The 26453-nt window shown below is 69.7% G+C and carries 26 protein-coding genes; 11 read left to right on the forward strand and 15 right to left on the reverse strand.

Annotation, left to right across the window (positions count from 1 at the left end):
- The first annotated feature begins 30 nt into the window (after window positions 1-30).
- Window positions 31-960, forward strand: coding sequence for a PEP-CTERM sorting domain-containing protein (locus tag CDO81_RS08730; protein ID WP_088482790.1), 930 nt, complete (start codon window positions 31-33; stop codon window positions 958-960).
- Here the strand turns inward: CDO81_RS08730 and CDO81_RS08735 are convergent.
- From CDO81_RS08735 to CDO81_RS08765, 7 genes are all read right to left on the reverse strand, one after another.
- Window positions 920-2056 carry an MFS transporter gene (locus CDO81_RS08735; protein ID WP_241516924.1) on the reverse strand — a complete coding sequence of 379 codons (1137 nt, stop codon included), beginning with the start codon at window positions 2054-2056 and terminating at the stop codon, window positions 920-922. The genes CDO81_RS08730 and CDO81_RS08735 overlap by 41 nt on opposite strands.
- Entirely contained in the window at window positions 2053-2547 is a 495-nt protein-coding gene (locus tag CDO81_RS08740) for a thioredoxin family protein (protein WP_088482791.1), read from the reverse strand. The genes CDO81_RS08735 and CDO81_RS08740 overlap by 4 nt, the downstream gene beginning before the upstream one ends.
- Window positions 2548-2668: 121 nt before the next feature.
- Complete coding sequence (locus CDO81_RS08745; protein ID WP_206602086.1) at window positions 2669-3652, reverse strand: extracellular catalytic domain type 1 short-chain-length polyhydroxyalkanoate depolymerase; 984 nt, start codon at window positions 3650-3652, stop codon at window positions 2669-2671.
- 3 nt (window positions 3653-3655) lie between these two features.
- Window positions 3656-5044, reverse strand: coding sequence for an efflux transporter outer membrane subunit (locus CDO81_RS08750; protein ID WP_088482792.1), 1389 nt, complete (start codon window positions 5042-5044; stop codon window positions 3656-3658).
- A complete protein-coding gene (locus CDO81_RS08755) occupies window positions 5041-8190 on the reverse strand; it encodes an efflux RND transporter permease subunit (protein WP_088482793.1) in 3150 nt (1049 codons plus the stop codon). Before CDO81_RS08755 ends, CDO81_RS08750 begins: the two co-directional genes overlap by 4 nt.
- 7 nt (window positions 8191-8197) lie before the next feature.
- On the reverse strand, window positions 8198-9424 hold the full coding sequence (locus tag CDO81_RS08760) for an efflux RND transporter periplasmic adaptor subunit (RefSeq protein WP_088482794.1): 1227 nt from the start codon (window positions 9422-9424) through the stop codon (window positions 8198-8200).
- A gap of 68 nt (window positions 9425-9492) precedes the next feature.
- A complete protein-coding gene (locus tag CDO81_RS08765) occupies window positions 9493-10731 on the reverse strand; it encodes a multifunctional CCA addition/repair protein (protein WP_088482795.1) in 1239 nt (412 codons plus the stop codon).
- Between the two features lie 29 nt (window positions 10732-10760).
- Between CDO81_RS08765 and fghA the strand changes: the two genes are divergently transcribed.
- The 4 genes from fghA to CDO81_RS08785 all read left to right on the forward strand — a co-directional run bounded on the left by fghA (window position 10761) and on the right by CDO81_RS08785 (window position 15333).
- Window positions 10761-11588 carry an S-formylglutathione hydrolase gene (gene fghA, locus CDO81_RS08770; protein ID WP_088482796.1) on the forward strand — a complete coding sequence of 276 codons (828 nt, stop codon included), beginning with the start codon at window positions 10761-10763 and terminating at the stop codon, window positions 11586-11588.
- A gap of 103 nt (window positions 11589-11691) precedes the next feature.
- The gene (locus CDO81_RS08775) at window positions 11692-13044 is read left to right on the forward strand and encodes a dicarboxylate/amino acid:cation symporter (protein WP_088482797.1); all 1353 of its coding nucleotides are present in this window, start codon (window positions 11692-11694) and stop codon (window positions 13042-13044) included.
- Between the two features lie 22 nt (window positions 13045-13066).
- Complete coding sequence (locus CDO81_RS08780) at window positions 13067-14935, forward strand: ATP-binding cassette domain-containing protein (protein WP_088482798.1); 1869 nt, start codon at window positions 13067-13069, stop codon at window positions 14933-14935.
- Window positions 14932-15333 (forward strand): hypothetical protein, encoded by a 402-nt coding sequence (locus tag CDO81_RS08785; protein ID WP_088482799.1) that lies wholly within the window; start codon window positions 14932-14934, stop codon window positions 15331-15333. Before CDO81_RS08780 ends, CDO81_RS08785 begins: the two co-directional genes overlap by 4 nt.
- 2 nt (window positions 15334-15335) lie before the next feature.
- Here CDO81_RS08785 and CDO81_RS08790 read toward each other — a convergent pair whose 3' ends face one another.
- From CDO81_RS08790 to CDO81_RS08825, 8 genes are all read right to left on the reverse strand, one after another.
- Window positions 15336-15956: a response regulator gene (locus CDO81_RS08790; protein WP_158218203.1), complete on the reverse strand. Its 621-nt coding sequence runs from the start codon at window positions 15954-15956 to the stop codon at window positions 15336-15338.
- Window positions 15957-16140: 184 nt separating this feature from the next.
- Window positions 16141-16665, reverse strand: a complete 525-nt coding sequence (locus CDO81_RS08795) for a GNAT family N-acetyltransferase (protein WP_088482801.1) — start codon at window positions 16663-16665, stop codon at window positions 16141-16143.
- Window positions 16666-16685: 20 nt separating this feature from the next.
- Complete coding sequence (locus CDO81_RS08800; RefSeq protein WP_088482802.1) at window positions 16686-17201, reverse strand: phage tail protein; 516 nt, start codon at window positions 17199-17201, stop codon at window positions 16686-16688.
- Between the two features lie 10 nt (window positions 17202-17211).
- Window positions 17212-17730, reverse strand: coding sequence for a phage tail protein (locus tag CDO81_RS08805; protein WP_088483042.1), 519 nt, complete (start codon window positions 17728-17730; stop codon window positions 17212-17214).
- A 15-nt stretch (window positions 17731-17745) separates the two neighbouring features.
- Window positions 17746-18255 carry a phage tail protein gene (locus tag CDO81_RS08810; RefSeq protein WP_088482803.1) on the reverse strand — a complete coding sequence of 170 codons (510 nt, stop codon included), beginning with the start codon at window positions 18253-18255 and terminating at the stop codon, window positions 17746-17748.
- A gap of 39 nt (window positions 18256-18294) precedes the next feature.
- Entirely contained in the window at window positions 18295-18591 is a 297-nt protein-coding gene (locus CDO81_RS08815; RefSeq protein WP_088482804.1) for a DUF6916 family protein, read from the reverse strand.
- Window positions 18584-19306 (reverse strand): PEP-CTERM sorting domain-containing protein, encoded by a 723-nt coding sequence (locus CDO81_RS08820; protein ID WP_088482805.1) that lies wholly within the window; start codon window positions 19304-19306, stop codon window positions 18584-18586. The genes CDO81_RS08815 and CDO81_RS08820 overlap by 8 nt, the downstream gene beginning before the upstream one ends.
- A gap of 91 nt (window positions 19307-19397) precedes the next feature.
- Window positions 19398-20843, reverse strand: a complete 1446-nt coding sequence (locus tag CDO81_RS08825) for an aminotransferase-like domain-containing protein (RefSeq protein WP_088482806.1) — start codon at window positions 20841-20843, stop codon at window positions 19398-19400.
- A 73-nt stretch (window positions 20844-20916) separates the two neighbouring features.
- On the opposite strand from CDO81_RS08825, the gene CDO81_RS08830 reads away from it, so the two are divergent.
- The 6 genes from CDO81_RS08830 (at window position 20917) to CDO81_RS08855 (ending at window position 26440) form a co-directional block, all read left to right on the forward strand.
- Entirely contained in the window at window positions 20917-21819 is a 903-nt protein-coding gene (locus CDO81_RS08830; RefSeq protein WP_088482807.1) for a DMT family transporter, read from the forward strand.
- Between the two features lie 11 nt (window positions 21820-21830).
- On the forward strand, window positions 21831-22121 hold the full coding sequence (locus CDO81_RS08835; protein WP_088482808.1) for a DUF2917 domain-containing protein: 291 nt from the start codon (window positions 21831-21833) through the stop codon (window positions 22119-22121).
- On the forward strand, window positions 22118-22813 hold the full coding sequence (locus CDO81_RS08840) for an aspartate/glutamate racemase family protein (RefSeq protein WP_088482809.1): 696 nt from the start codon (window positions 22118-22120) through the stop codon (window positions 22811-22813). The genes CDO81_RS08835 and CDO81_RS08840 overlap by 4 nt, the downstream gene beginning before the upstream one ends.
- Window positions 22814-22845: 32 nt before the next feature.
- Window positions 22846-24048, forward strand: coding sequence for an aminotransferase-like domain-containing protein (locus CDO81_RS08845; protein ID WP_088483043.1), 1203 nt, complete (start codon window positions 22846-22848; stop codon window positions 24046-24048).
- 144 nt (window positions 24049-24192) lie between these two features.
- Window positions 24193-25422 carry an ABC transporter substrate-binding protein gene (locus CDO81_RS08850; protein WP_088482810.1) on the forward strand — a complete coding sequence of 410 codons (1230 nt, stop codon included), beginning with the start codon at window positions 24193-24195 and terminating at the stop codon, window positions 25420-25422.
- A 142-nt stretch (window positions 25423-25564) separates the two neighbouring features.
- Complete coding sequence (locus tag CDO81_RS08855; RefSeq protein WP_088482811.1) at window positions 25565-26440, forward strand: branched-chain amino acid ABC transporter permease; 876 nt, start codon at window positions 25565-25567, stop codon at window positions 26438-26440.
- Window positions 26441-26453: the final 13 nt, after the last annotated feature.

Consider the following 26453-nt stretch of genomic DNA (forward strand, 5'->3'; position numbering starts at 1 on the left):
GGTTCACTTCGCACGGCCATACTTCGCGGCATGAGCTTGCTCGTTCGTCTGCTGCCGCTGGTCCTGTTTGCTTCGGCGACCACCCATGCCGCCTGTGACCGCAGCCTGCCACCGCCCCCAGCCAGCGGCCCGCCGCAACGCATCCTGTTCGTCGGCAACAGCTTCCTGCACGGGCATGCGCCACCCGTGCTGCACTACAACGCCGCGGCCGTGACCGACCTCAACGGCACCGGCTATGGCGGCGTGCCGGGGGTGTTCAAGCAGCTGGCCGACGAAGCCGGGTTGCAGGTGAGCGTTGCGAGCGAGCTGCTCAGCGGGCAGACGCTGCGGGTGCATCTCGACCAGAAGCGCGGCGTCATCACCGGGCAGCCGTGGGACGTGGTGGTGCTGCAGGAGTACAGCCTGCTCAACCCGCGCCAGCCGGGCGACCCCAGGGCGTTTGTGACGGCCGTGGGTGAACTGGAGGCGGCGGTGCATGCCGTCAACCCGGCAGCCCGCGTGCTGCTGCTGCAGACCTGGGCGCGGGCCGACCAGGTCTACCGCACGCCGGGCGGCCGATGGGCGGGGCAGACGCTGGAGGCCATGCAGGCCGACCTGCGTGCCGCCTATGCGCTCGCGGCGCAACGCGCGGGCTGCGTGGCCGGCGTGCTGCCCGTGGGCGACGCGGCGCTGCGCGCGGTGCAGGCGGGCGTGGCCGACCGCAACCCGTTCGATGGCATCGAGCCGGGGCAGGTCAATCTGTGGGGCCCCGACAGCTATCACTTCGGACCCTGGGGCAGCTACCTGGAAGCCTTGGTCATCTTCGGCCGCCTCACCGGGCGCGACCCCATCAGCCTGGGCGAGAGCAGCCGTGCCGGGCGCGACCTGGGGCTCACCCCGGCGCAGGTGGCCGCCGCGCAGCGCATCGCCGCGCAGACCCTCAAGGCCGAGGCAGCGCCCGCTTCGCCGTCAACGCCATGAACACCGCGAACACCACCACCACGAGCAGGCCGTGGGTGAGTGACGAATGCTCGGCCACCAGCCCGATCAGCGGCGGCCCGGCCATCATGCCGAGATAGCCCACGCCCGACACCGCGGCGATGCCATGGGCCGACGACACCCCCGGCACCTGCGAGGCCGCGCTGAACAGCACCGGCACCACGTTCGACAGCCCCAGGCCCACCAGGGCGAAGCCCACCAGCGCCACGGTGGCCGAAGGCACCGCCAGCGCCAGCGCCATGCCGGCGGCCGCGAGCACGCCACTGGCACGCATGAGCACCGGGCCCGAGAGTCGCGCCCGCACCCAGTCGCCACCGAAGCGCCCGGCCGCCATCGCGCCGCTGAAGCTGGCATAGGCCAGCGCGGCGGTGGAGGCCGCGCTGTCGCGCTCCTGCCTCATGAACAGCACGCTCCAGTCGTACATCGCGCCCTCGGCGATCAGGCCCATCGACGCCAGCACGCCCAGCAACAGCAGCGGGCCGCGCGGCAGGCTCAGCGGCTGCTTCTCGCCAGCCGGCTGATCCGGCACCGGCAGCATCGCGCGGCTGGCCAGCAGCGACACGACCGCGCCCAGGCCGGTGGCCACGAAGAGATGCCCCTGGGCCGACAGCCCGAGGCTGGGTGCCGCGCTGCCCAGGCTGGCGCCGGCCATGCCGCCGAGGCTGAACATGCCGTGAAAGCCGCTCATCAGCGGGCGGCCGCTCTGGTGCTCGATCTCGGTGGCCTCCGTGTTGATGGCCACATCCATCAGGCTGCCACTGATGCCGAACACCAGCATCACCGCCAGCAGCGCGCCGTACACCGGCCAGGCCAGCAGCGCCGCGATGGCGGCACAGCAAAGCACGCCCATGGCACCCGACACCGCCGCCGGCCCCCATCGCCCGACCACGCGGCCCGCCTGGGCCAGGGCCGTCAGCGCGCCCACGCCGCCGGCCAGCATCGCCAAGGCCAGGCTCTGCTCGCCCAGGCCGTAATGGCCCTTGACGGTCGGGACATGCACGCCCCAGGTCGCAAACATCACGCCGAGCACGAAGAACTGGGCGCGCACGGCGGCGGACGCGCGGGAGAGAGAGGTCACGGGGTCTTGGCAGCGATGCGGGTGAAGAAGTCGTAGACGCCCTGGTCGCCCATCTTGCGGGCGTCAGCCAGTTCGCCGCCTTCGGTGGCGTAGATGAGCTGGCCTTGGGGCGACAGCACCGCCACGGCCGGGATGCCCTTCTTGAGCGGCACGCGGTAGCGCTCGGCGATGTCGACATTGCGGTCGAAGCGGCCGACATTGACCTTCACGACCTTGAAGCGCTGTGCGATCAGCGGCGCGCTCGGGCCGTGCTTGAACGTGGCGTCCAGCATGCGGCAGTCGCCGCACCAGTTGGCGCCGAACACCACCAGCACCGGCAGCTTGGCCTTCTCGGCCTCGGCCAGCGTGGCGCGGATGGCGGCGTTCGCGTCGGCCTCTTCGTCATAGATGGCCGGCGGGCCGGAGGCGGCGGCCGACAGGCAGGCGGCCAGGCCGGCGGCGGCGAGCACGGAGGCGGTCAGGGCGCGGCGGGAGAGGGGTGAATTGATCATGTTTGAAAGCGCTTTCAAAAGATGATGAAGGAGCTGGACAACGTTGTCAAACTCCGCCCCGGCAAGGCCAGGGCGGCCGGAAGGTCAAAAGCGGCGTCGGGGGGCGAGCGCCGGCCGGTCCTCACCGGCTCGCCTGCTCGAAGAAGCGCCAGATCACGTCGTTGGCATCCAGCGCGGTGGACGCGCCCGGTTTGCCGCGCCGCACCGTGGGCGCACCGGGCCAGGAGTGACCGCCGGTCTCGGTGACGCACAACTGCACCTCGCGGCCGTCGGCGCAGCCGGCGTGCACCTCGCAAAACGCACCGGGCACGTCCAGCGTGCGGCGCACCGGGCCGCTGCAGCGGTCGCGGGCCACCCAGCGGGCGACGGTCTCGGGCACGGAGACGAAGTTCATGACCTTGCTGGTGTCGCGGAAGGCGCCCGGGCCGGCTCCGCCGTCGAACAGCACATGGGTGTCGTCGCGCGCGTGGATGTGCAGCACCGAGATCGGCCGGCTGGGCGTGCAGCGGTCGGTGGCGTCCGTGCCGGCGACCGAGGCCACCGCACGGAACACGTCGGCCGCTTCGCAAGCCAGGCGGTGGCTCATCATGCCGCCGTTGGACATGCCGGTGGCGAACACCCGTGCGGCGTCCACCCGCCAGCGGGCCTGCACGGCCGCCACCACGGCGCGCGCGAAGGCCACGTCGTCCACGCCGCGGTCGCGCGCGTCGCCGCAGCAGCCGCCCGCGTTCCAGGTGGCGAACTTCTCGCCGGGCAGCTTGCTGTAGCCGTTCGGGAAGGCCACGATGAATCCGGCTTCGTCCGCCTTCTTCTGCAGCGCGTAGTGGGCATCGTCAGCCATGAACTCGGCGTGCCCGCCGCCGCCGTGCAAGGCCAACACGAGCGGTGCGGGCTGTGCCGGGTCCAGCGTGGCGGGCACATGCACCAGCACCTTGCGGCCCTGGACCTTGAGCTCCTCCAGCGCGGCCGGCGCGGCGTTGCCGCGCTCGGCCCGGCGCTGCTCCATGCGGGCCTTGAGCCGGTCGCGCAGGCTGTCCTGGGCCTGGCTTGCCGGGCTGGCGGGCAGCAGGCAGGCCAGGCTCAGTGTCAGCAGCCAGGCGCGCATGGGTCAGCCGCCTCCGCCCAGGGCGCGGTAGAGCGTGACGAGGTTCTGCGCCCGCTGGCTCTGCACCTGCACGAGGCTCTGTTGTGCAGCGAACAGCGAGCGCTGCGCATCGAGCCGGTCCAGCGCGCTGGACACACCGGCGGCATAGCGCTGCTCGGCGGCACTCAGGCGGCGCGTCTCGGCCTCCACCTGGGCGGCCAGCGCGCTGCGTTGCTCGGCCAGCGTGGCGCGCCCGGCCAGGCCGTCGGCCACCTCGCGGAAGGCGGTCTGGATAGCCTTCTCATACTGCGCCGTGGCGATGTCGCGATTGGCGCGGGCGCTGGCCAGATTGGCACGGTTGCGACCGGCGTCGAACAGCGGCTGCACCAGCTGCGGCGCAAAGCTCCAGGCCGAGTTCTTGAACAGGCCCGACAGCTGGCCGCTGGCCGTGCCGACGCTGCCGGTCAGCGTGATGCGCGGCCAGAAGGCGGCGCGGGCCGCGTCGATGTTGGCGTCGGCCGCGCTGAGGGCGAACTCGGCCTGGCGGATGTCGGGGCGGCGGGTCAGCACCTCGGCAGGCAGGCCGGCGGGCAACTCGGCCAGGGGCTCGAAGTCGGCCAGGTCGCCGCTGGGCGGCGGCAGGTCGGCCGGCAGCGGGCCGCCGACCAGCAGCACCAGCGCGTTCTCGTCGAGCGCGCGCTGGCGTTGGGTCTGTGCCAAGGCGGCGCGCGCGGCCTGCAGCGATGACTCGGCCGAGCGCAGGTCCAGCTCGCCGGCAATGCCACCCTCAAAGCGCTGGCGGGTCAGCGCGAGCGACTGTTCGCGCGTGGCCACGGTGTCGCGGGTCAGCTTGAGCAGGGCTTCGTCGGCCTGCAGCGCGATCTCGGCATTGGCCACGCTGGCGATCAGCGCGGTGCGCACGGCCTGCTGGGCTGACTGCGCCGCCAGCACCTGGGCTGCCGCTGCCGCGCTCAAACCGCGCAGGCGGCCGAACACGTCCAGCTCATACGCCGACACCTGAAGGCCGGCCTGGTAGAGGCTGTTGATGCCGCCCGCCGCGGTGGGCGTGCGCGAGCCGCTGAGGCCGGCATTGACCGTGGGCCACAGGTCAGCATCGCGGGCCGACGCGGTGGCGCGGGCGGTTTCGATGTTGAGCGCCGCCACGCGCAGGTCCCGGTTGTTGGCGAGGGCCAGCGGGATCAGCTGCTGCAGCCGCGCGCCGCGGAAGGCCTCCGCCCAGGGCAGCTCGGCGGCGGCCGGCCCGCTGCCACCCGGGCTGGCGAAGCTCGCCGCCGGCAGGGCTGCCTGCGCGGCCTCGGGCGCGGTCGGGCGCTTGGGCTCGGGGCCGGCGCAGGCGGCCAGCAGCGCGGCCGTGGCGATCAGGCTCACAGTCAAGGTAAGGGTGGTCTTCATGCCTGGCCCTCCTCGCTTTCATGGGCGTCGCGGCGGCGCTGCCGCTCGCTGCCCGGGAAGAACTTGCGCACGACGACGAAGAACACGGGCACGAAGAACACCGCCAGCAAGGTGGCCGAGATCATGCCGCCCATCACGCCGGTGCCAATGGCGCGCTGGCTGGCGGAGCCGGCGCCGCTGGCCAGCACCAGCGGCAGCACGCCGAGGATGAAGGCCAGCGAGGTCATCAGGATGGGCCGGAAGCGCAGGTGCGCCGCCTCGATGACGGCCTGCACCGCCGTCTTGCCCTGGGCCTGCAGCTCCTTCGCGAACTCGATGATCAGCACCGCGTTCTTGGCCGACAGGCCGATGATGGTGATCATGCCGACCTTGAAGTAGACGTCGTTCTCCAGCCCGCGGAAGGTGGCGCCCAGCACCACGCCCAGCACACCCAGCGGCACCACCAGCAGCACCGCGAACGGGATGCTCCAGCTCTCGTACAGCGCAGCCAGGCACAGGAAGACGGCCAGCAGCGAGAACGCGAACAGGATCAGGGCGGTGGAGCCGGAGAGCTTCTCTTCACGCGACTGGCCCGTCCACTCGAAGCCGAAGCCCGAGGGCAGCTCGGCGGCGAGCTTCTCCATCTCGGCGATGGCCGCGCCGGTGGACACGCCCTTGGCCGGCTCGCCCTGGATGCGCATCGACGGGTAGCCGTTGTAGCGCACCGTCTGCATCGCGCCGGTGACCCACTTGCTGGTGGCAAACGACGACAACGGCACCGGCTGGCCGGCGCTGTTCAGCACGTTGAGCTGCAGCAGGTCTTCTGGTTGCATGCGTGCTGGAGCGTCGGCCTGCACGATCACGCGCTGCAGCCGTCCCGCATTGGGGAAGTCGTTCACATAGCTCGACCCGAGCGAGGTGCCGAGCACCGCGTTCACCGCGCCGATGTTCACGCCCAGCGCCAGCGCGCGGTCGCGGTCGATGTCCAGCTGCAGCTGGGCGGCGTCTTCCAGGCCGTCCGGGCGCACCGCGTTGAGCAGCGGGCTCTTGGCGGCCGCGGCCAGCAGCTGGTTGCGCGCGGCCAGCAGCTCGGCGCGGGTGTGGGTGCCGCTGCGGTCCTGCAGGCGGAAGGCGAAGCCGTTCGCGCGGCCGAGGTCGCGGATGGGCGGCGGGCTGGTCGGGAAGATCACGGCATCGCGGATCTTGCCCAGGGCCGGGAAGGCGCGGCCCACCAGCGCCTGGGCCGAGTGCTCGGGCCCATGGCGTTCATCCCAGGGCTTGAGCGTGACGAAGGCCAGGCCCGCGTTCTGCCCCGAGCCCGAGAAGCTGAAGCCCACCACGCTGACCATGCTGTCCACCTCGGGCTGCTTGAGCATGAAGGCTTCGGTCTGCTTCATGACCTCCAGCGTGCGCGCCTGTGTGGCGCCCGGGGGCAGCTGCACGTTCACGAGGATGTTGCCCTGGTCCTCGTTGGGCACGAAGGAGGTGGGCAGCTTCTGGAAGATCAGCACGGCCGCGGCGATGACGGCGGCGTAGATCACCAGCATGCGCAGGCTGCGGTTCAGCAGCCGCGCCACCCAGCCTTCGTAGCCCTTGGCGGTGCGCGCGAAGCTGCGGTTGAACCAGCCGAAGAAGCCGCGCTTCTCGACATGGTGGCCGGCCTCGACCGGCTTGAGCAGTGTGGCGCACAGTGCGGGCGTCAGCGACAGCGCGAGGAAGGCCGAGAACGCGATGGCCGACACCATCACCGCCGAGAACTGGCGGTAGATGTTGCCGATGCTGCCGCTGAAGAAGGCCAGCGGCACGAACACCGAGATCAGCACCACGGTCACGCCGATGATGGCGCCCGAGATCTGGCCCATGGCCTTGCGCGTGGCCTGCAGCGGCGACAGCCCCTCCTCGCTCATGATGCGTTCGACGTTCTCCACCACCACGATGGCGTCGTCCACCACGATGCCGATCACCAGTACCATGCCGAACATCGTCAGCACGTTGATCGAGAAGCCCAGCGCCAGCAGCGTGGCGAAGCTGCCCAGCATGGCGATCGGCACCACCAGCGTCGGGATGAGGGTGTAGCGGATGTTCTGCAGGAACAGGAACATCACCACGAACACCAGCACCACCGCTTCGATCAGCGTCTCCACCACCTGCGAGATGGAGATGTCGATGAACAGCGAGCTGTCGTAGGGGATGTCGGCCTTCACGCCGGCCGGGAAGTAAGGCTGCAGTTCTTTCAGACGCTGCTTGATCAGCTTGGCCGTCTGCAGCGCATTGGCCGACGGTGCGAGCTGCACGCCCACACCCACCGACGGCGTGCCGTTCAGGCGCGTGGAGCGGCCGGTGTAGCTGTCGGCCCCCAGCTCGATGCGGGCGACATCCCGCAGCCGCACGGTCGAGCCGTCGGCATTGGCGCGCAGCACGATGTTGCCGAACTGCTCGGGGCTGGACAGCTGGCCGCGCACCACGACCGTGGCCGCGATCGGCTGGCCCGGCACATTGGGCAGGTCACCGATGGAGCCTGAGCTGACCTGGGCGTTCTGCGCCTGGATGGCGGTGTTCACGTCCGAGGGTTGCAGGCGGTAGCCCACCAGCTTGGCCGGGTCCAGCCAGATGCGCATCGCGCGCTCGGTGCCGAACAGCAGGCCTTGGCCCACGCCGGGCACCCGCTGGATTTCGGGCAGCACGGTGCGCGAGGCGTAGTCGCCCAGCGCGATCGGGTCGAAGTTCGGGTTGTTGCTCGACAGGATGATGAAGAGCAGGAAGTTGGGGTTGGCCTTGTCCACCCGCACACCCTGCTGGATGACCGCCTGCGGCAGCCGCGGCTGGGCGCGGGCGTAGCGGTTCTGCACGTCCACCTGCGCCAGGTCGGGGTTGGTGGACGGGTCGTAGCTCAGCGTGATGGAGCCGGTGCCATCGGCCTGGGCCACCGCTTCCATGTAGATGAGGCCGGGAGAGCCGTTCATCTCGCGTTCGATGACGCTGATGACCGAATCCTCCAGCGTCTGCGCCGAGGCGCCAGGGTAGGTGACCGACAGCACGATGGACGGCGGCGCCACCGGCGGGTACTGCGCAATCGGCAGCTGCGTGACCGCCACGCCGCCGATGACCGTGATGAACAGGGCGATAACCCACGCGAAGATGGGTCGGTTGATGAAGAACTGCGCCATGGCGGTGTCAGGCCTTGGAGGCGGCCGAAGCGGCAGGGGCTGCCGGTGCGGCGGGTGCGGCTGACGCGGCGCCTGGTGGTGTCCAGGCCACCGGCCGTGCCTTGCCGCCGGCGCGGGTCTTCTGCAGGCCGTCGACGATGACCTTCTCGCCCGGCTTCAGGCCGGACAGCACCAGCGCCTGGCCGGTGCGCGGCGGACCGAGCTTGACCGGGCGGGCGCTGACGCTGCCGTCCTCGGCCACCACCAGCACGGTGTCGCCCTGCGGGGTGCGCGCCACCGCCTGCTGCGGCAGCCAGATGCCGTCGGCCACTTCGGCCTGGGCCAGGCGCACGCGCACATACAGGCCGGGCAAGAGCTGACCCTGCGGATTGGGCAGTTCGGCACGCAGCGTGATCTGGCCGGTGGCCGGGTCCACGCTCAGGTCGCTGAACAGCAGCCGGCCCTTCTGGGCGTAGATGCTGCCGTCCTCCAACACCACCTGCACCTCGGCGGCCTCCTTGCCGGCGGCGCGCTGCAGCTGGCCGCCGGCCAGCGCCGCGCGCAGCCGCATGACCTCGCCGGCCGACTGGGTGAAGTTCACGTAGAGCTTGTCGATCTGCTGCACCACCGCCAGCGGGGTGGCCTCGCCCTGGCCGACCAGCGCACCTTCGGTGACGAGGGCGCGGCCGATGCGGCCGGCAATCGGCGAGGTGACGCTCGCGTAGCCGAGATTGATCTGGGCCGTCTGCACCGCGGCCTTGCCGGCCTGGACGTCCGCGGCCGCCTGCTTGGCGGCGGCCTGGGCGTTCAGGGCTTCCTGCTGGCTCACGGCTTGGGTCTTGGCCAGGGGCGCGTAGCGGTCGGCCAAGGCCTGGGCCTGGACCAGGTTGGCTTCAGCCCGGGCGAGCTGGGCCTGGGCGCTGGCGAGCGTGGCGCGGTAGGGGGCGGCGTCGATCTCGAACAGGGCCTGGCCGGCCTTCACGTCCGAACCCTCGGTGAAGAGGCGCTTTTGCAGGATGCCGGCAGCCCGCGCGCGCACCTGCGCCACGCGGAAGGCTTCCAGCCGACCGGGCAGTTCGGTCGTCAGGTCGGCACGGCCCGGCGTGGCCGTGACCACGCCCACTTCCGGCGGTGGGGGCGCCGCGGGTGCGGCCTTGGTGTCGCCACCTCCGCAGCCCGTCAGTGCCATCCCTGCTGCGCCCAGCATCAGCACCCATGCTGCTGCCTTCGCCTGATTCCTGTTGACTGCCTTCATGCCGGCCTCGATCTGATTCGCACGTCGCCGGCTGGCGCCGGCAAAGCCGCCGACTGTAGCGAGAAGCGTCAAGCCGCGTCGGTGAACGAACGCAAAGCCTGCAGGCGCGCCTGTCTGACCGCCGCGCCGATGGCCGGGCCGGTGGCGCCGCGCGCGATCGCGGCCGCACTCGTGGCGGCGAGATCGACCGCCTGGGTTGCGCGCAGGTCGGCCAGCAATTGCTTGCGTTGCGGGTAGTCGCGGTCCTCGAGCCCGAGCCGGCCGCGGGCATCGCATTCACACGCCAGCAACAGTTCAGCAAAACGCTCGGGCCGCCGCCAGGCGTCGCACCGTTCCAGCAGGCGCAGCCGCGCCTCGGCGCTGAAGGTCCCGCTCTGGTGCACATGCGTGTGCTCGCGCGCCACCAGCTCGGCGAGTTCGCGGCAGTCGCTCGGCACCTTCCAGCGTGCGCTCACGCCGCGGGCGAGCTTCTCGCTGCGCACCTCGTGGGCGATATGGCGAGGCCATTCTTCCGGCCGCGTGGTGCCCTTGCCCAGGTCGTGGCACAGGCAGGCATAACGCACGGTCAGCGGGGCGCCCAGGCGTGCGCATTGGTCCAGCACCATCAGCAGGTGAACGCCCGTGTCGATCTCAGGATGGTGGGCTTCGGGCTGCGGCACGCCGAAGAGGGCCTCCACCTCGGGCAGCAGCTTCTGCAAGGCGCCGGCATCGCGCAGCACCTCGAACATCCGTGAGGGCCGGCGCTCCATCAGCCCCCGGGAGAGCTCCTGCCACACGCGCTCAGCCACCAACGCGTCGACTTCGCCGGCCGCCACCATCTCGCGCATCAGCGCCACGGTCTCGGGCGCCACGCGGAAGTCGGCAAACCGCGCCGCGAAACGGGCCAGCCGCAGGATGCGCACCGGGTCTTCGGCAAAGGCAGGCGACACATGGCGCAGCACCCGGTCGGCCAGATCGCGCTGGCCGCCGTAGGGGTCGATCACCTGGCCGTGTTCATCCTCGGCCATCGCATTGATGGTCAGGTCGCGCCGCGCCAGGTCCTGCTCCAGCGTCACGTCGGGCGCCGTATGGAAGGCAAAGCCGTGATAGCCCGCCGCCGTCTTGCGCTCGGTGCGCGCGAGGGCCACTTCCTCATGGGTGCGGGGATGCAGGAAGACCGGGAAGTCCTTGCCTACGGGCTGGTAGCCGGCCGCCAGCAGGTCGGCCGGCGAGGCGCCCACGACCACCCAGTCGCGGTCCTGCACTGGCAGCCCAAGCAGGCGGTCACGCACGGCGCCGCCGACGAGATAGGTCTGGAATTGCGTCATTGCAGCCATTCTGCGGCCACACTCACGCCATGCAGACCTTGAACGAACACCGCTGCTTTGGCGGCACCCAGCGCTTTCATCAGCATGACTCGGCCGAGATCGGCCTGCCGATGAAGTTCGCCCTCTTCACGCCGCCCGAGCCCCGGGCCTTGCTTGTCTTCCTTGCGGGCCTGACCTGCACCGAAGAGACCTTCACCATCAAGGCGGGCGCCCAGCGTCTGGCGGCTGAGCTGGGGCTGGCGCTGCTCATGCCCGACACCAGCCCGCGCGGCGCGCAGGTGCCGGGTGAGGGCGACAGCTGGGATTTCGGCGTCGGCGCAGGCTTCTACCTGGACGCCGCACGCGAGCCCTGGGCCAAGCATTGGCGCATGGAAAGCTATCTGATGAAGGAGCTGCTGCCATGGGTGCAGCGCGAGACGGGGCTGGCACGCGTCGGCCTCTTCGGCCACTCGATGGGCGGGCATGGTGCGCTGACGCTGGCACTGCGCCACCCGGGGCGCTTTCAGTCGCTGTCGGCCTTTGCACCGATCGCCGCGCCGACACGCTGCCCCTGGGGCGAGAAGGCCTTCAGCGGCTATCTGGGTGACGACCGCAGCACCTGGGCCGCCCACGATGCAAGCGCGCTGATGGCCAAGCAGGCGGCAGCCCCCTACCCGGGCGGCATCCTCGTGGACCAGGGCCTGGCCGACAAGTTCCTCGCCGATCAGCTGCACCCCGAGGCCTATGAGGCCGCCTGCGCCGCGGTGGGCCAGCCGCTGACCCTGCGCCGCCACGCCGGCTACGACCACGGCTACTACTTCATCGCGAGCTTCATTGACGACCACTTGCGGCATCACGCCCGCGAGCTGCTGGGCTAGGCCCGAGGCGGTTGCAATTCATGTGGGAAGCCACATGAATCGTCGCGTCCCTCGCACCTAAGCTGCCGCGCTGGCCCCGCTCGAAGGGCCGCAGGAGACGCGCATGTCAGCCACCCCCGCCGGGCGCCAGCCCCTTTACAAGTCGCTCTACGTCCAGGTCGTCACGGCCATCCTGATCGGCGTGCTGGTCGGCCACTTCTTCCCGCAGACGGGCGAGGCCCTCAAGCCGCTGGGCGATGGCTTCATCAAGCTGATCAAGATGATCATCGCGCCCATCATCTTCTGCACGGTGGTGGTGGGTATCGCCGGCATGGAGGACATGAAGCGCGTCGGCAAGACCGGCGGCTATGCGCTGCTGTATTTCGAGATCGTCTCGACGCTGGCGCTCATCGTGGGCCTCATCGTCGTCAACCTCGCACAGCCCGGCGCCGGCATGCATGTCGATCCGGCCACGCTCGACACCAAGGGCATCGCCGCCTACACCGGCCCCGGCAAGATGCAGGGCACGGTGGAGTTCCTGCTGGCCATCATCCCGAACTCGGTGGTGGATGCCTTCGCCAAGGGCGAGATGCTGCAGGTGCTGCTGTTCTCGGTGCTGTTCGGGTTTGCGCTGCACCGCTTCGGGGGCCGTGGCACGCTGGTGTTCGACGGCATCGAGAAGACCTCGCATGTGCTGTTCGCCATCGTCGGCATGATCATGAAGGTGGCCCCCATTGGTGCCTTCGGTGCGATGGCCTTCACCATCGGCAAGTACGGCGTGGGCTCGCTGGTGTCGCTGGCCAAGCTGATGGGCGCCTTCTACGCCACGTGCCTCATCTTCATCTTCCTGGTGCTGGGCACGGTCGCGCGGCTGCACGGCTTCTCGGTCTGGAAGTTCATCAAGTACATCAAGGAAGAGCTGCTCATCGTGCTGGGCACCTCGTCCAGCGAGTCGGTGCTGCCGCGCATGATGGCCAAGCTGGAGAACCTGGGGGTGCGCAAGTCCACCGTCGGCCTGGTCATCCCGACGGGCTACTCCTTCAACCTCGACGGCACCTCCATCTACCTGACCATGGCGGCGGTCTTCATCGCCCAGGCCACCGACACACCCATGACGCTGACCCAGCAGCTCACCCTGCTGGGTGTGTTGCTGCTGACGTCCAAGGGCGCCGCCGGTGTGACCGGCAGCGGTTTCATCGTGCTGGCGGCCACGCTGTCGGCCGTGGGCCATGTGCCGGTGGCGGGCCTGGCGCTCATCCTGGGCATCGACCGCTTCATGTCCGAGGCCCGGGCATTGACCAACCTGGTCGGCAACGGCATTGCGACCGTCGTGGTGGGCAAGTGGACCGGCGACCTCGACACCGCCCGCCTGCACGCCGTGCTGGACCACGAGACCCCGGCCGAAGCCGACGCGCCCGAGGCGGTGCTGGACACCGTGGACCAGCACATGCCGGGAGCGCCCGCGCGTCGACCGTGAAGCCTCGGGGGACAATCCCCCGATGGCAGTCCTCTCCCTCACCAACGCTCATCTCGCCTTCGGCCACGTCGCCCTGCTGGATGGCGCCAACTTCGCCCTCGAAACCGGCGAGCGTGTCGGCCTCATCGGCCGCAACGGCACGGGCAAGTCCTCGCTGCTGAAGATCCTCGCCGGCCTCGAGAAGCTCGACGACGGCCTGCTGCAGCAGCAGCACGGCCTCACCAACGTCTACGTGCCGCAGGAGCCGGAGCTGCGCGGTGACGCCACCATCTTCGACGTCGTCAGCGAGGGCGTGGCCGAGTCCAGGTCGCTGCGCGAGCGCTACGAGCGGCACGACGAGAACGACGACCTGGCCTGGGTGCAGGAGCGCATTGAGCACATCGGTGCCTGGAACTGGGAGCAGCGGGTCGACGAGACCCTGCACCGGCTGGGCCTGGACGGCTCGCGACTGGTGGGCAGCCTCTCCGGCGGCCTGAAGAAGCGGGTGGCCCTGGGCCGTGCGCTGGTGGCGCAACCGGACGTGTTGCTGCTGGACGAGCCCACCAACCACCTCGACCTCGACGCCATCGCCTGGCTGGAAGGTCTACTCAACGACTTCAAGGGCTCGCTGCTGCTGATCACCCACGACCGCCAATTCCTGGACAACGTGGCCAACCGCATCGTCGAGCTCGACCGTGGCCAGCTGCGTGGCTACCCGGGCAACTTCGCGGCCTTCCAGGCGGCCAAGGCCTACGAGCTGGAGAACGAGGCCCTGGCCAACGCGCGCTTCGACAAGCTGCTGGCGCAGGAGGAGGTCTGGATCAGGAAGGGCGTGGAGGCTCGTCGCACCCGCTCGGTGGCGCGCGTGCAGCGCCTGCAGGAGATGCGGGCGCAGCATGCGGCGCGGCGCGACGTGCAAGGCAAGGTGCGGCTGGACATCGACACCGGGGCGAGCAGCGGCAAGATCGTCGCGGAGCTGGAGGACGTGTCCAAGAGCTTTGGTGACCGCGCGATCGTGCGCGGATTCACCGGCACCATCCTGCGCGGCGACAAGGTCGGCCTGATCGGCCCCAACGGTGCGGGCAAGACGACGCTGCTCAGGATGATCCTCGGCGAGCTGCCGCCGGACAGCGGCACGGTGCGCCTGGGCTCGCGCCTGACCGTCGCCTACTTCGACCAGATGCGCGACACGCTGAACCTCGACGCGACCCTGGCCGACACCATCAGCCCGGGTTCGGAATGGATCGAGATCGGCACGCAGAGGAAGCACGTGAAGAGCTACCTCGGCGACTTCCTGTTCTCGCCCGCGCGGGCCAATTCACCGGTGCGTACGCTGTCCGGTGGCGAGCGCAACCGGCTGCTGCTGGCGCGCCTGTTCGCGCGGCCCGCCAACGTGCTGGTGCTGGACGAGCCCACCAACGACCTCGACATCGAGACGCTGGAACTGCTGGAGGAACTGCTGGCGGAGTACGACGGCACGGTGTTTCTCGTCAGCCACGACCGGCGCTTTCTGGACAACGTGGTGACGTCCACCATCGTGTTCGAAGGGGACGCCCGCTGGCGCGAGTACGAAGGCAGCGTGCAGGACTGGCTGACCCAGTCCAAGCGCGCCGCGGTGCTGCAGGCCCAGGCGGCACCGGCCGTGGCCTCGCCACCGCCCGCGCCAGCCGCGGCGCCCGTCGTCGCGACCAAGCGCAAGCTCAGCTACAAGGAGCAGCGCGAGCTGGAGGAAATCCCGCAGCAGATTGCCGCGCTGGAGGCTGAGCAGACCCAGCTCAACGCGCTGCTCGCCGGCACCGAGCTCTACACCCAGGGCGCCGCCCGCATCCAGGCCGTGACCGAGCGCGCTGCGCAGGTGGATGAGGAATTGCTGGTGCTCCTGGAGCGCTGGGAAACGCTGGAGGCCAAATGAGCGCCGGGCTGCAGCAGGAGTGGCTCGCGCTGCAAGGCCAGCACGAGCGCTATGAAGGCCTGGCCCTGGGCGTGAAGCTGGTGGCTTTCGCCGCCACGGTCTTGGTGCCTGACAACACGCTGGCCATGCTGCTGCTGGCGCTGCTGTGGCTGCAGGAGGCGGTGCTCAAGACCTTCCAGGCGCGGCTGGGTGAGCGTCTGCTGGCGATTGAGGCGGGCTTGCGCGCGGACGCCAGCGAAGGGCAGGGCGCCGTGCCGATGCAGCTGCACAGCGACTGGCTTGCTCGCCGCCCGCGCGGCCTGGCACTGGTGGCGCAGTACCTGAAAAGCGCGCTGCGGCCGACCGTGGCGCTGCCCTATCCGCTGCTGATCGGCTTGATCGCCTTCGGCGGCTTCTGAGTTCAGGCCGGCTGCAGCTTGCTCACCGGCACGAAGCCGGCCTGACCCTTGAGCTGCACCACGGTTTCGCCGTGGCGGTGCACCACGTACTGCGCCTCGTGGATGGCGCCCTGGTAGCGCACCCGGTCACCCTGCTTGATGATGGGCTCGATCGGCAGCACCGGCACGGCCACGCGCGGCATGTCGCCGCGCGGCTGGGCGGTGCGCATGGTGCTGGACAGGCGCTGGTGCAGCGACGGGTTGTCCTTGGCCAGACCTTCGAGCGCGCGGCCCATGGTGGTCTTGAGCTCTTCAGCCGTGAAGGGCTTTTTCAGCAGGAAGTGCGAGCCGAGTTCGCGGGCCTGGGCCTCGTGGGTGGGCGTGACCTCGAAGCTCATCAGCGCCAGGCGCAGCTTCGGGCAGCAGTCCTGCTTGAGCCGCTGGAACAGCGCCGGGCCCGTGAGGTCGGCCTTGGGGAACCAGTCGGTGATCAGGAAGTCGGGCTTGAACAGCAGGCCCTGGGCCAGGGCTTCGTCCGTGTTCGCGCAGCACAGGATGGACGCCGTGGAGAAGCCGTAGCCCTGCAGCAGCTGCCGGGCGAAGGTCTGGACGCCGGCCAGGGCGTCGACAACGAGGAATTTCAAGGGATCGCTCATGGGCACGTTCAGGAGCCGCAGGCGGGGCGGCCCCGGGCGGCGCGGATTGTGCGGCAGCCTCGGCGCCACTGCCTGAGCGCAGGCTGTGTGACCGAGAATTTTTCGCGGGTTTTTCGGCCCGGCGGTCGGAGCTGTTGAAGGCCTCCGCCCGCCCCCTCAGGGTTCCCCCGTATCAGGGCCGGATTGGTGCAGGCCTTCCCCAGGGCGGGCCGTCGCGGGCGGCCTTGCCGCCCACCGGCCAGAGCATTGCTTGGTACAAGCCCTGGACCTCGCCTTCGGCAGCAAAACCCAGCCGTTCGTAGAGCCGCCGTGCGGGGTTGTGCACCTCGACCTGGATGCTCAGGTGCCTGCCGCTGGCGGCTGCCTGCGCCGCCAGCGTGCGCAGGCACCGAGTGCCCAGACCCTGCGCGCGGAAGGCCGGCAGCAGCGCGATGTCCAGGATGTGCAGCCGGTCGGGCCGGCTGTCGACCCAGAGCCGGCCGGCCACCGCGTCGTTGACGAGGATCAGGTCACAGGCCGCCTGCGGGAAGTGCTGCCGGTAGTGCTGCTGCTGGGCGCGGTGCTGCAGGGCGATGAAGGCATCGCGGTCGTCTGCAGGCCAGCCGAGAGCGGCCAGTTCATCCGCCCGCACGCTGGCGTAGATGGCGAGCTGCCAGGGCTCGTCAGCCGGTGAGGCGGGGCGCAGCCGATAGTGCACAGGCCCGACCGTTGGCGCCTTCAGCCGCGTGACGGGAAGCTGCCCTGCAGCGCGATGCAGAACGGCACGGCGAGGAAAGGCTGACGGTTCTCATGGGGCAGGCTCGCGCCGGTGGGCCCGACCGAGGAGGGCGCCATCGGCGTGGTGGCGCCACCTGCCCGGTACGCATTGCCGGAGGCGGTGGTCGACATGAGGGCCGCCGCCGGGCTGGTGGCGGCGGGCGAGCCGCCCGCTTGCAGGCCGTGCGTGTGGCTGGGCATCTCCTGGGGCAGCAGCGTGACCGAGGCGGCGCCGACCGCCTCGCCCAGCACGCGCTCACTCAGGCCCGGGCCTTGGCCAGTGCCCATGGCGAAGTTCCCGCGCAGGTCGGGCAGGGCGAAGTTGGATGTGCCATTGCCGCCGAAATAGATACCGATCAACGAGAAGAGCGCCGTGTTCTGGGCAATGGGCATCAACTGGCCGTCGCAACTCGCCCAGCCCCGTGGGGCGAAGTTGTAGGGCATGACGCGGATCTCCGCGATGAAAGGGTCTGACATGCCAGTCTCCTCAGTTCGGTGAGGGGTAGATCCCGTACAGCGAAATGATGTAGTTGAGGGTCACCGTCGGTGCCATGTTTTCGTGCGGTTGCGGGTTGTCACCGCTGCTGGTGATGGCGCCAGCGGCCATGGCCGATGTCACGGGACCCGGGGCGTAGGTGGCCGCCGTGGTCGTGGCGAGCACCTGGCCGGCCGGTGTGCCGCCGCTGGCTGCCGCCGTGCTTGCGAACAGCGTGTGGGTGTGCACGGGCACCTCGCTGGTCTGCAGCGTCACGCTCTCGGAGCCCCCGCTTTGCCCGATCGTTCGCGGTGTCAGGCCGGGGCCCTGACCCTGATGCACCGGCACGCGCCCACGCAGGTCCGGCAGCGCGAAGTTGTTCTGACCGTCGCCGCCGTAGGTGGTGCCGATCAGGTTGAACAGCATGTCGCTTTCAGAGATTGGCACCAGCTGCCCCTGGCACAGCGCCCAGCCGCTGGGGGCGAAGGTGCCGGCAAAGAGGCGCAACTCGCCCACATAAGGATCAGGCATGTCGGTCACCTCGCGTCAGTCGCGGCTCGGGAAGACGCCCACCAGGGCGATGGCCCAGCTGAGCGTCTGGAAGGGTTGCATGTTGGCGTGGCCCTGGCCGCCGGCATTGAGGGCGATGGCGCTGGTGTCCATGCTGGCGCTGTTGTCAGCCGGGGCATAGCGGTCGATGCCGCCGCGCCCCTTGGTCGCCGGCAAGGCCCCCGCCGGAGAGTTGCTGTCGGCGAACTCGCTGCTGGCATTGAGCCCGTGGTTGTGCGCCGGCATCTGCTGCGCGCTCAACGTGACGGCCTCCTGCCCGCCCGGTGTACCTGCAGGCAGCGTCGAGTCCGGATGCAGCGGCGTGCGGCCGCGCAGGTCGGGCAGCATGAAGGTGGTCTGGCCGTTGCCACCATAGGTGGTACCCAGCAGTGAGAACAGCGCCTGGTTTTGTGCAATCTGCAGCGTCTGCCCGTTGCACAGCGCCCAGCCTTTGGGCGGGGTGGCGAAGCTCATCAGTCTCAGTTCGCCGAGGTATGGATCCGACATGAACACCTCCTGGGGCAGGATGCGCCGCGCGGTCGTGCGCTAGCCAAAGACGGCTTCGTAGGTCATGCCGGTGGCTGATCGGGCCACCGGCACGAGAAAGATGTCCAGCGCGCCCAGCTCGGCATGGGCCAACCGATAGATGCGCTGGGCGAGCTGCGGTTCGGCGGGCGCGTCGAAGGCAAGGCTGAACGGGGCGCGCGGGCGTGTGCTGCCTGCCGTGGCGGCCCTGACTGCGACGAGCGCCGTGGCGATCGGCGGCTCGCCGTCGCGCTGGAGCCAGAAGCAACTGCCGACGTGGGGCTGGAAGTCCGCCAGCGTCAGCGCGCCTTCAGCCACGACGGCGCCGTGCCGTGCCGGCGCCCAGGGCGGCAGCCATCAACAGCGCCAGCGTGGCGGGCTCGGGGACGTCGTTGTTGCCGGGCGGGGTCTCGGCGTCACGGGTGATGAGCGTGATCAGAAAGTCCGCGTGATCCTCGCTGTTGCCGATGTTGACGCCCCGGTCGGCGAACACGATGTCATCGAGGTAGAGGCTCACCGTGTCGGCGTCGACCAGCTGCACGAGGCTGGCCGCCGAGACCGAGCTCGCCAGTCCGCTGACGCCACTGGTCAGGAAGTCGTCGAAGGTCGTGACGCTCAGTCCCACGATCGTCTTGCCGGCGATGCTCAGCCCGTCGAAGACATAACGCGCATGCTCGCCGCCGAAGCCGAGAAAGCCCGTGATGCTGGCGCCGGCGCTGTTGCTGTCGCCGGCATAGCTGCGCACGCGGATGGTGTCGCCGGAGAAGGTGATGGATTCGTTGTCCAGCAGCCAGGTGCCAACGGCGCCGCCGCCGGCATAGGTGATGCCCGTTCCGAAATTCAGGGGGCTCACGATCTGCACCGCATTGATCGGTGGTCCACCACCGGGGATGTTGCTGATGCCGCCTGGCGAGATCAGGCTCACCGTGATGCTGCTCTGGAAGTCGGCATGCGCCGACAGGGCGCAGCAGGCGAGCAGGGCGCCAGTGAAGGCCGTGAGCCGCCGGCGGACGGAAGATGCAGTAGCAAGCATGAGACGCTCCCTGGCGTTAACCGAGATGTCAGTGGACTCGCCATGGCGCCGGTCCGCCAGTGCTTTTCCCCGCGAATGAGGGGGGTGCAACCTAGCAACTCATCGCGGGTCTGCGGAGGTCGTCCGCGCAGGCGCGAAGCTGCCGCCAGAAGGCCGGGTCCTGTGATGTGGCCATGTTGATGCGCATCAGCGAGCCGGGCTCGCGTGTGACGCTGAACAGCGCTCCCGGCGCGGTCAGCCAGCCGGCGTCCAGCAGAGGCTGGGCGATGCGCTCGGTGTCTACGCCCACGTCCAGCCAGCCGAACAGCCCGTCCGGCGGCGCACCCCAGGCAAAGCCGTGCCGCGAGGCCAGCGCCGACACCCTTTGCCGGGCCTGCGCCAGCCGTTCGCGCAGCCGCTGTGCATGGCGGCGCAGCCGGCCCTGCTCCAGGCACAGGGCCACGGCGCGTTCCATGACGGGTGAGCTGGTCAGGCCGTCCAGCAGCTTGGTGTCGGTCAGCGCATGGAGTCGTTCGGGCGATGCCGCGAGGTAGCCCACCCGCCACGCCGGCGTCAGCACCTTGGAGAAGCCGCTGACGTAGATGACCCGCCGCAGCCCGTCCAGCGCCGCCAGCCGGGGCAGGTGCTCGGGCGCCAGGAAGCCGTAGCTGTCGTCTTCGACGATGAAGAAGTCGTGCTCATCCGCCAGCCGCAACAGCCGGTGGGCCGTGGCGAGGTTGATGCTGTGGCCGGTGGGGTTGTGCAGCACCGAGACGGTCAGGTAGGCCCGCGGGGCGTGCTCGGCGGCGAGGCGGGCGAGCACATCCAGGTCCGGCCCCGGCGCGCCCTGGCGGGCCCGTGGTACGGGCAGCAGGCGGATGCCGGCCTGGGTCAGCCGGGCGAACATGACCGCCCAGCCGGGGTCGTCGATCAGCACGGCGTCGCCCGGCTGCAGCTGGGTGCGGATGATCAGGTCCAGCGCATGCGTGGCGCCGTGGGTGGTGAGCAGTTGCTCCGCGCGGGTGTGCACGCCCAGGTCACCCAGGCGCTGCACCAGCGCATGGCGCAGCCGCAAGTCGCCGCTGGGGTCGCCGTAGCTGACCTGCACCGCCTGGGCGTCACCGGTGTTCAGGCGGCGCAAGGCGGACTGCAGCAGCGGTGCGTCCAGCCAGTCGGCGGGCAGGGTGCCCAGGCCCGGGGAGCGAGCGGCGTCGGCCTCGAACATGCCGCGGATGAGGGCCGTGGCGTCCATCGGTGCCTGGCGGGTGACGGGCGGCGTGGGCGCTGCGGGGGCGCGTGCGGCAGGCCGGGTCTCGCGCACGAAGAAGCCACGCTGGCTGCGGGCCTCGACCATCCCCGCCGCCTGGAGCTGGTCGTAGGCCGCGACCACGGTGTGCGGGCTCACGCCGTGCTGGCGGGCGCAGTCGCGCACCGAGGGCAGCCGGGCGCCCGGCGCCAGCAGCCGCTCGCGGATGCGCTGGGCGTAGCGCTGAGCGAGTTGCTCGGCCAGCGGCAGGCTGGCGCCGCGAAGCAGCGGGGTCGGTGTACCGGTCGACATGGCAGTACAGATTCGGGGTGTGGTTGGCTGACTGTACTGGGTCTGTACTGGTCGTGTGCGCCAGACTGCTGCCATGTCCCGCCTTGCCTCCACCCCCACCGCCACCGATGCCACCCGCGGCCTGCTGCTGGGGCTGGCGGGCGTCGTGATGTTCGCGCTCAGCATCCCGATGACGCGGTTGGCTGGCGGCAGCGCCGAGGCGCCACAGCTGGCCCCGGCCTTCGTGGCCTTGGGTCGCGCGGCGGTGGCAGGCGGGCTGTCGCTGGCCTACCTCGCGTTGACGCGGGCGCGACGGCCGCAGGGCCGCGAATGGCGGCTGCTGGCGTTCACGGCCGCTGGCGTCGTGTTCGGCTGGCCGCTGCTGCTGGGGCTGGCGGTGCGGCATGTGGATGCGGTGCATGCCTCGGTCATCTCGGGCGTGCTGCCGCTGGCCACGGCCGTGATCGCGGCCCTCGTGCTGCGGCAGCGGCCGAGCGCGGGCTTCTGGACCTGCGCGCTGGCGGGGCTGGGCCTGGTCGTCGGCTTCGCGGCCTGGCGCGGCGCCGGGGCACTGGAGCTGGCCGACGGCCTGTTGCTCGGTGCGGTGCTGTGCGCGTCGGCCGGTTATGTCAGCGGGGCACGGCTGTCGACCGGGCTGACGGCCGAGCAGGTCATCTGCTGGGTGCTGGTGATCAGCCTGCCCGTCACGCTGCCCCTGGCCGTGCTGACCCGCCCGGCCGCGCCGGTGGCGGCCTCGGCCTGGCTGGGCTTTGCCTATGTGTCGCTCGTGTCGATGTGGATCGGCTTCTTCGCCTGGTATCGCGGGCTGGCCTTGGGCGGCACCTTGCGCGTGAGCCAGGTGCAGGTGCTGCAGCCTTTCCTGTCCATGCTGTTCGCGGTGCCGCTGCTGGGAGAACACCTGGATGCCATGACCGTCGTGTTCGCCCTTGCGGTGCTGGCCGTGGTGTGGTGGGGCAAGCGACAACCGATTCACTGAAGGAGACCGCCATGCCCGATCGCTTTCTCACCTGCCTGGCGCCCGGTCAGGCGCTGACCCTGGCCCCGGCCCGGCTGCCACGGCGGCTCGTCGTCACGCGGGGGCGCCTGTGGCTCACCGTGACCGGGCGCACGGGCGACCACTGGCTGCAGGCCGGCGAAGGCCTGACGCTGGCGCCGGGCGAGGCGGTCGTGGTCGAAGCCTGGCCGCAGGCGGCCTTCCAGCTGTTGCAGCCTGCGCCCCAGCCGGTGCGTCGGCGCACCGGCTGGGCGCAGGGGAGCGCTGTGGGGCAGCCGGCATGAAGACACTCGGCATCCTGGGCGGCATGAGCTGGGAATCCACCCAGCATCTGTATGCCCTGATCAACCGGGACGTGGCTGCGCGCCTGGGCGGTTTGCACAGCGCGCAGCTTGTGCTGCACAGCGTCGACTTCGCACCCATCGCAGCTCAGCAGGCGGCCGGTGACTGGGCCGGCGCCGCTCGCGTGCTCGGCGAGGCCGCGGCCGGCTTGCGGCGCGCCGGCGCCGAGGCGCTGCTGATCGCCACCAACACCATGCACCGCGTGGCCGCCGAGGTCGAGCAGGCCGCCGGGTTGCCGGTGCTGCACATTGTCGACAGCACTGCCGATGCCCTGCGCGCTGCCGGCGTGAAGCGCGCCGGCCTGCTGGCCACACGCTTCACGATGGAGCAGGCGTTCTACCGCGAGCGCCTCTGGCAGCGCCACGGCATCGAGGCCATCACGCCCGACGAGGCCGGGCGCGCGGAGGTGCACCGGCTGATCTACGAGGAACTCTGCCGCGGCCGATTCGAGGCGGCGTCGCGCGAATGGCTGCGCGACGCGGTAGGGCGACTCGCCGATCGCGGCGCGCAGGCGGTCATCCTCGGATGCACAGAACTGGGGCTGTTGCTGCCGGCCGGTGCGGCGGCGGCTGTCCCGCTTTTCGACTCCACCGAGCTGCAGGCCCGCGCCGCGGTCGACTGGATGCTAGGCTGACTCCTTTGAAATCACGCGTAACTGACATGACCATCGTCTGGAACCAGGCCCGCCGCGCGGCGCGCATGAACCCGTCCATCATTCGCGAAATCCTCAAGGTCACCGAGAAGCCCGGCATCCTGTCGATGGCCGGTGGCCTGCCGAGTGCCGACACCTTCCCGGTCGACGCGCTGAAAGCCGCTTGCGACCGCGTGCTGAGCCAGGCGCCGCGCGAGGCGCTGCAGTACGCGGCCAGCGAAGGCTTCGCACCGCTGCGCGAGTGGGTGGCCGCCCGCGTCGCCACCCTGGGCATGCAGGTCAAGCCTGATCAGGTGCTGATCACCAGCGGCTCCCAGCAGGGGCTGGACCTGGTCGGCAAGATCCTGTGCGATGCGGGTGCGCCCGTGGCGGTCGAGACGCCCACCTACCTGGGCGCCCTGCAGGCTTTCACACCCTTCGAGCCGCTGTTCACCAGCCTGGCCAGCGACGCCGAAGGGCCACTGCCCGAGGCAATTGCCGCGCTGCCGCACGACGCCCCCGGCACCCGCTTCAGCTATTTGCTGCCCAACTACCAGAACCCGACCGGCCGCGTGATGGGCGCCAAGCGCCGCGCGGAGGTCGTGGAAGCGTCTCGCCGCGCCGGCGTCCCGATCGTTGAGGACAACCCCTACGGCGACCTGTGGTTCGACGAGCCTCCGCCGGCGGCCCTGTCCAGCCTGTGGCCGGAGGGCTCGCTCTACCTCGGCTCCTTCTCCAAGGTGCTGACGCCGGGCTTCCGCCTGGGCTACCTCATCGCGCCGCCGGAGCTTTACCCGAAGCTGCTGCAGGCCAAGCAGGCCGCCGACCTGCACACGCCAGGCTTCAACCAGCGTGTGGTGCACGAGGTCATCCGCAACGGCTTCCTGGACGACCACATCCCGTCCATCCGCGCCCTGTACAAGGCCAACCGGGATGCGATGGCCGAGGCGCTGCAGGCTTATCTGCCGCCGGGTTGCGAATGGCAGAGCCCGCAGGGCGGCATGTTCTTCTGGATCCGCCTGCCCGCCGGGCTGGACGCCATGGCCCTGCTGCCCCAGGCGGTGGAGGCCGGCATCGCCTACGTGCCGGGTGCCGCCTTCTACGCGCACCAACCTGATGCACGCACGCTGCGGCTGTCGTTCGTGACCCTGACGCCTGATCTCATCAAGGAAGGCGTCGAGAAGCTCGGTCGGCTGTTGCACGAGGCGCTTTCGCTGGCGACAGAGCATGCGCCTTAATCCCCAACCCTGACGCCGAACTGAAGCCCCGGGTCTTCAGTTTCTCCCGGGTTTCCATAGCCCCACGGCGCCTGCTGCTCTGGCATCGTATGCAAAGGCCCCGGTCTTGATGCCGGGTCGTTCGATAACGGAGACGAGGCAACGATGAAGCAGGTTTGGACAGCCGTGGCTGCAGCGGTTTTTGCAGTGGGCGCCTATGCGGCAGACCCGATCAAGATCGGCGTGGCAGGGCCCTTCACGGGCGGCTCTTCGTCGATGGGCGTCAGCATGCGCGACGGCGTGCGCCTGGCGGCCGACGAGATCAACAAGGCCGGCGGCGTGCTCGGTCGCCAGATCCAGCTCGTCGAGCGTGACGACGAGGCCAAGAACGAGCGTGGCGTGCAGATCGCCCAGGAGCTTATCAACAAGGAGAAGGTGGTCGCCACCGTCGGCTACATCAACACCGGCGTGGCCCTGGCCTCGCAGCGCTTCTATCAGGAGGCCAAGATCCCGGTGATGAACAACGTGGCCACCGGCTCCATCATCACCAAGCAGTTCGAGAATCAGCCCGAGAACTACATCTTCCGCAATGCGGCGCACGACTCGATCCAGGCGCCGATGATCGTGGAAGAAGCCATCACCAAGCGTGGCTTCAAGAAGGTCGCCATCCTGGCCGACAGCACCAACTACGGCCAGCTCGGCCGCGCCGACCTCGAAGCGGCGCTCAAGCTGAAGAACATCACGCCGGTCGCGGTCGAGAAGTTCAACATCAAGGACGTCGACATGACGCCCCAGCTGCTCAAGGCCAAGGAAGCCGGCGCTGAGGCCATCCTGACCTACGCCATCGGGCCGGAGCTGGCGCAGATCGCCAACGGCATGACCAAGCTCGGCTGGAAGGTGCCGATGATCGGTTCCTGGACGCTGTCCATGGCCAACTACATCGACAACGCCGGCCCCGGCGGTGAAGGCGCGCGCATGCCGCAGACCTTCATCCAGGAGCCCACGACGCCCAAGCGCCAGAGCTTCATCATCAATTACCTGAAGACCTTCAACCCGAAGAACTCGCGCATCGACTCGCCGGTCTCTGCCGCTCAGGGCTACGACTCCATCTACCTGCTGGCCGCCGCCATCAAGCAGGCCAACTCCACCGAAGGCCCCAAGATCAAGGCCGCGCTGGAAGACCTGAAGACCCCGGTCGAAGGCGTGGTGACGACCTACAACAAGCCCTTCTCCAAGACCGACCACGAGGCCATCACGGCCAACATCCCGGTCATGGGCGAGGTCAAGGGCCAGCGCGTGGTCTATGCCTACCAGGACGACTTCAAGAAGGCCTCCGAGGTGCGCGTCAAGGACGTGAACGCCAAGGGTGCCCTCGAGCAGAAGAAGCGGCAATAAAAGAGACCCCCCGTACCGGCTTCGCCGGCCCCCCGAGGGGGCGCTGCCGGTGGCCCGGCGGAGCCGGATCCACGGCAGCCGCTGGACGGGTCGGGCGGGGTCGCTCTCGCGACTCCGCCCTTGTTTTTTGACGGGAACGACGATGGAAATCCTGACCCAGCTCGTGTTCAGCGGTATTGCGCTGGGCATGATCTACGCTGTCATCGCCTTCGGTTACCAGCTCACGTTTGCCACCAGCGACACCCTGAACTTCGGTCAGGGCGAGTCGCTGATGCTCGGGGCGCTGGTGGGCCTCACCCTGGTGGGGTGGGGCGTGAACTACTGGCTGATGATCCCGCTCGTGTGCCTGTTCGGCGCGTTCCAGGGCGCGGTGGTGGAGCGCATCGGCGTTCGGCCTGCCATCAAGATCAAGAGCGAGTTCGGCTGGATCATGTCCACCATCGCGCTCGGCATCATCTTCAAGAACGTGGCCGAGAACGTCTGGGGGCGTGACGACCTCAAGTTCCCGTCGCCGCTGCCCGAGTCGCCGATGAAGTTCCTCGGCGCCAATGTGCTGCCGATGGAAATCCTCGTCATCGTCGGCGCAGTCGGCATGATGCTCGCGGTCGAGCTCTTCAACCGCAAGAGCATCTACGGCAAGGCCGTGGTGGCGACATTCAATGACCGCGACGCGGCCAAGCTGATGGGCATCAACACCGGCCTGGTCATCACGTTCAGCTATGCGCTGTCGTCGCTGACCGCGTCCTTCGCCGGCGTGCTGATCGCGCCGCTGACGCTCACCGGCGCCACCATGGGCGCGGTGCTGGGCCTGAAGGCCTTTGCGGTCGCCATCATCGGCGGCCTGACCAGCGGCATGGGCATCATCATCGGCGGCATCATCCTCGGCGTGGCCGAGACGACGACGGGCTTTTATCTGTCCACCGGCTACAAGGATGTGCCGGGCCTCGTGCTGCTGCTCATCGTGCTGGCCGTGAAGCCGGCCGGCCTGTTCGGCAAGACCGCCATCAAGAAGGTCTGAGGAAGGCCCGACA

It is taken from the genome of Roseateles puraquae, from assembly GCF_002205845.1.
GTDB lineage: Bacteria > Pseudomonadota > Gammaproteobacteria > Burkholderiales > Burkholderiaceae_C > Pelomonas > Pelomonas puraquae.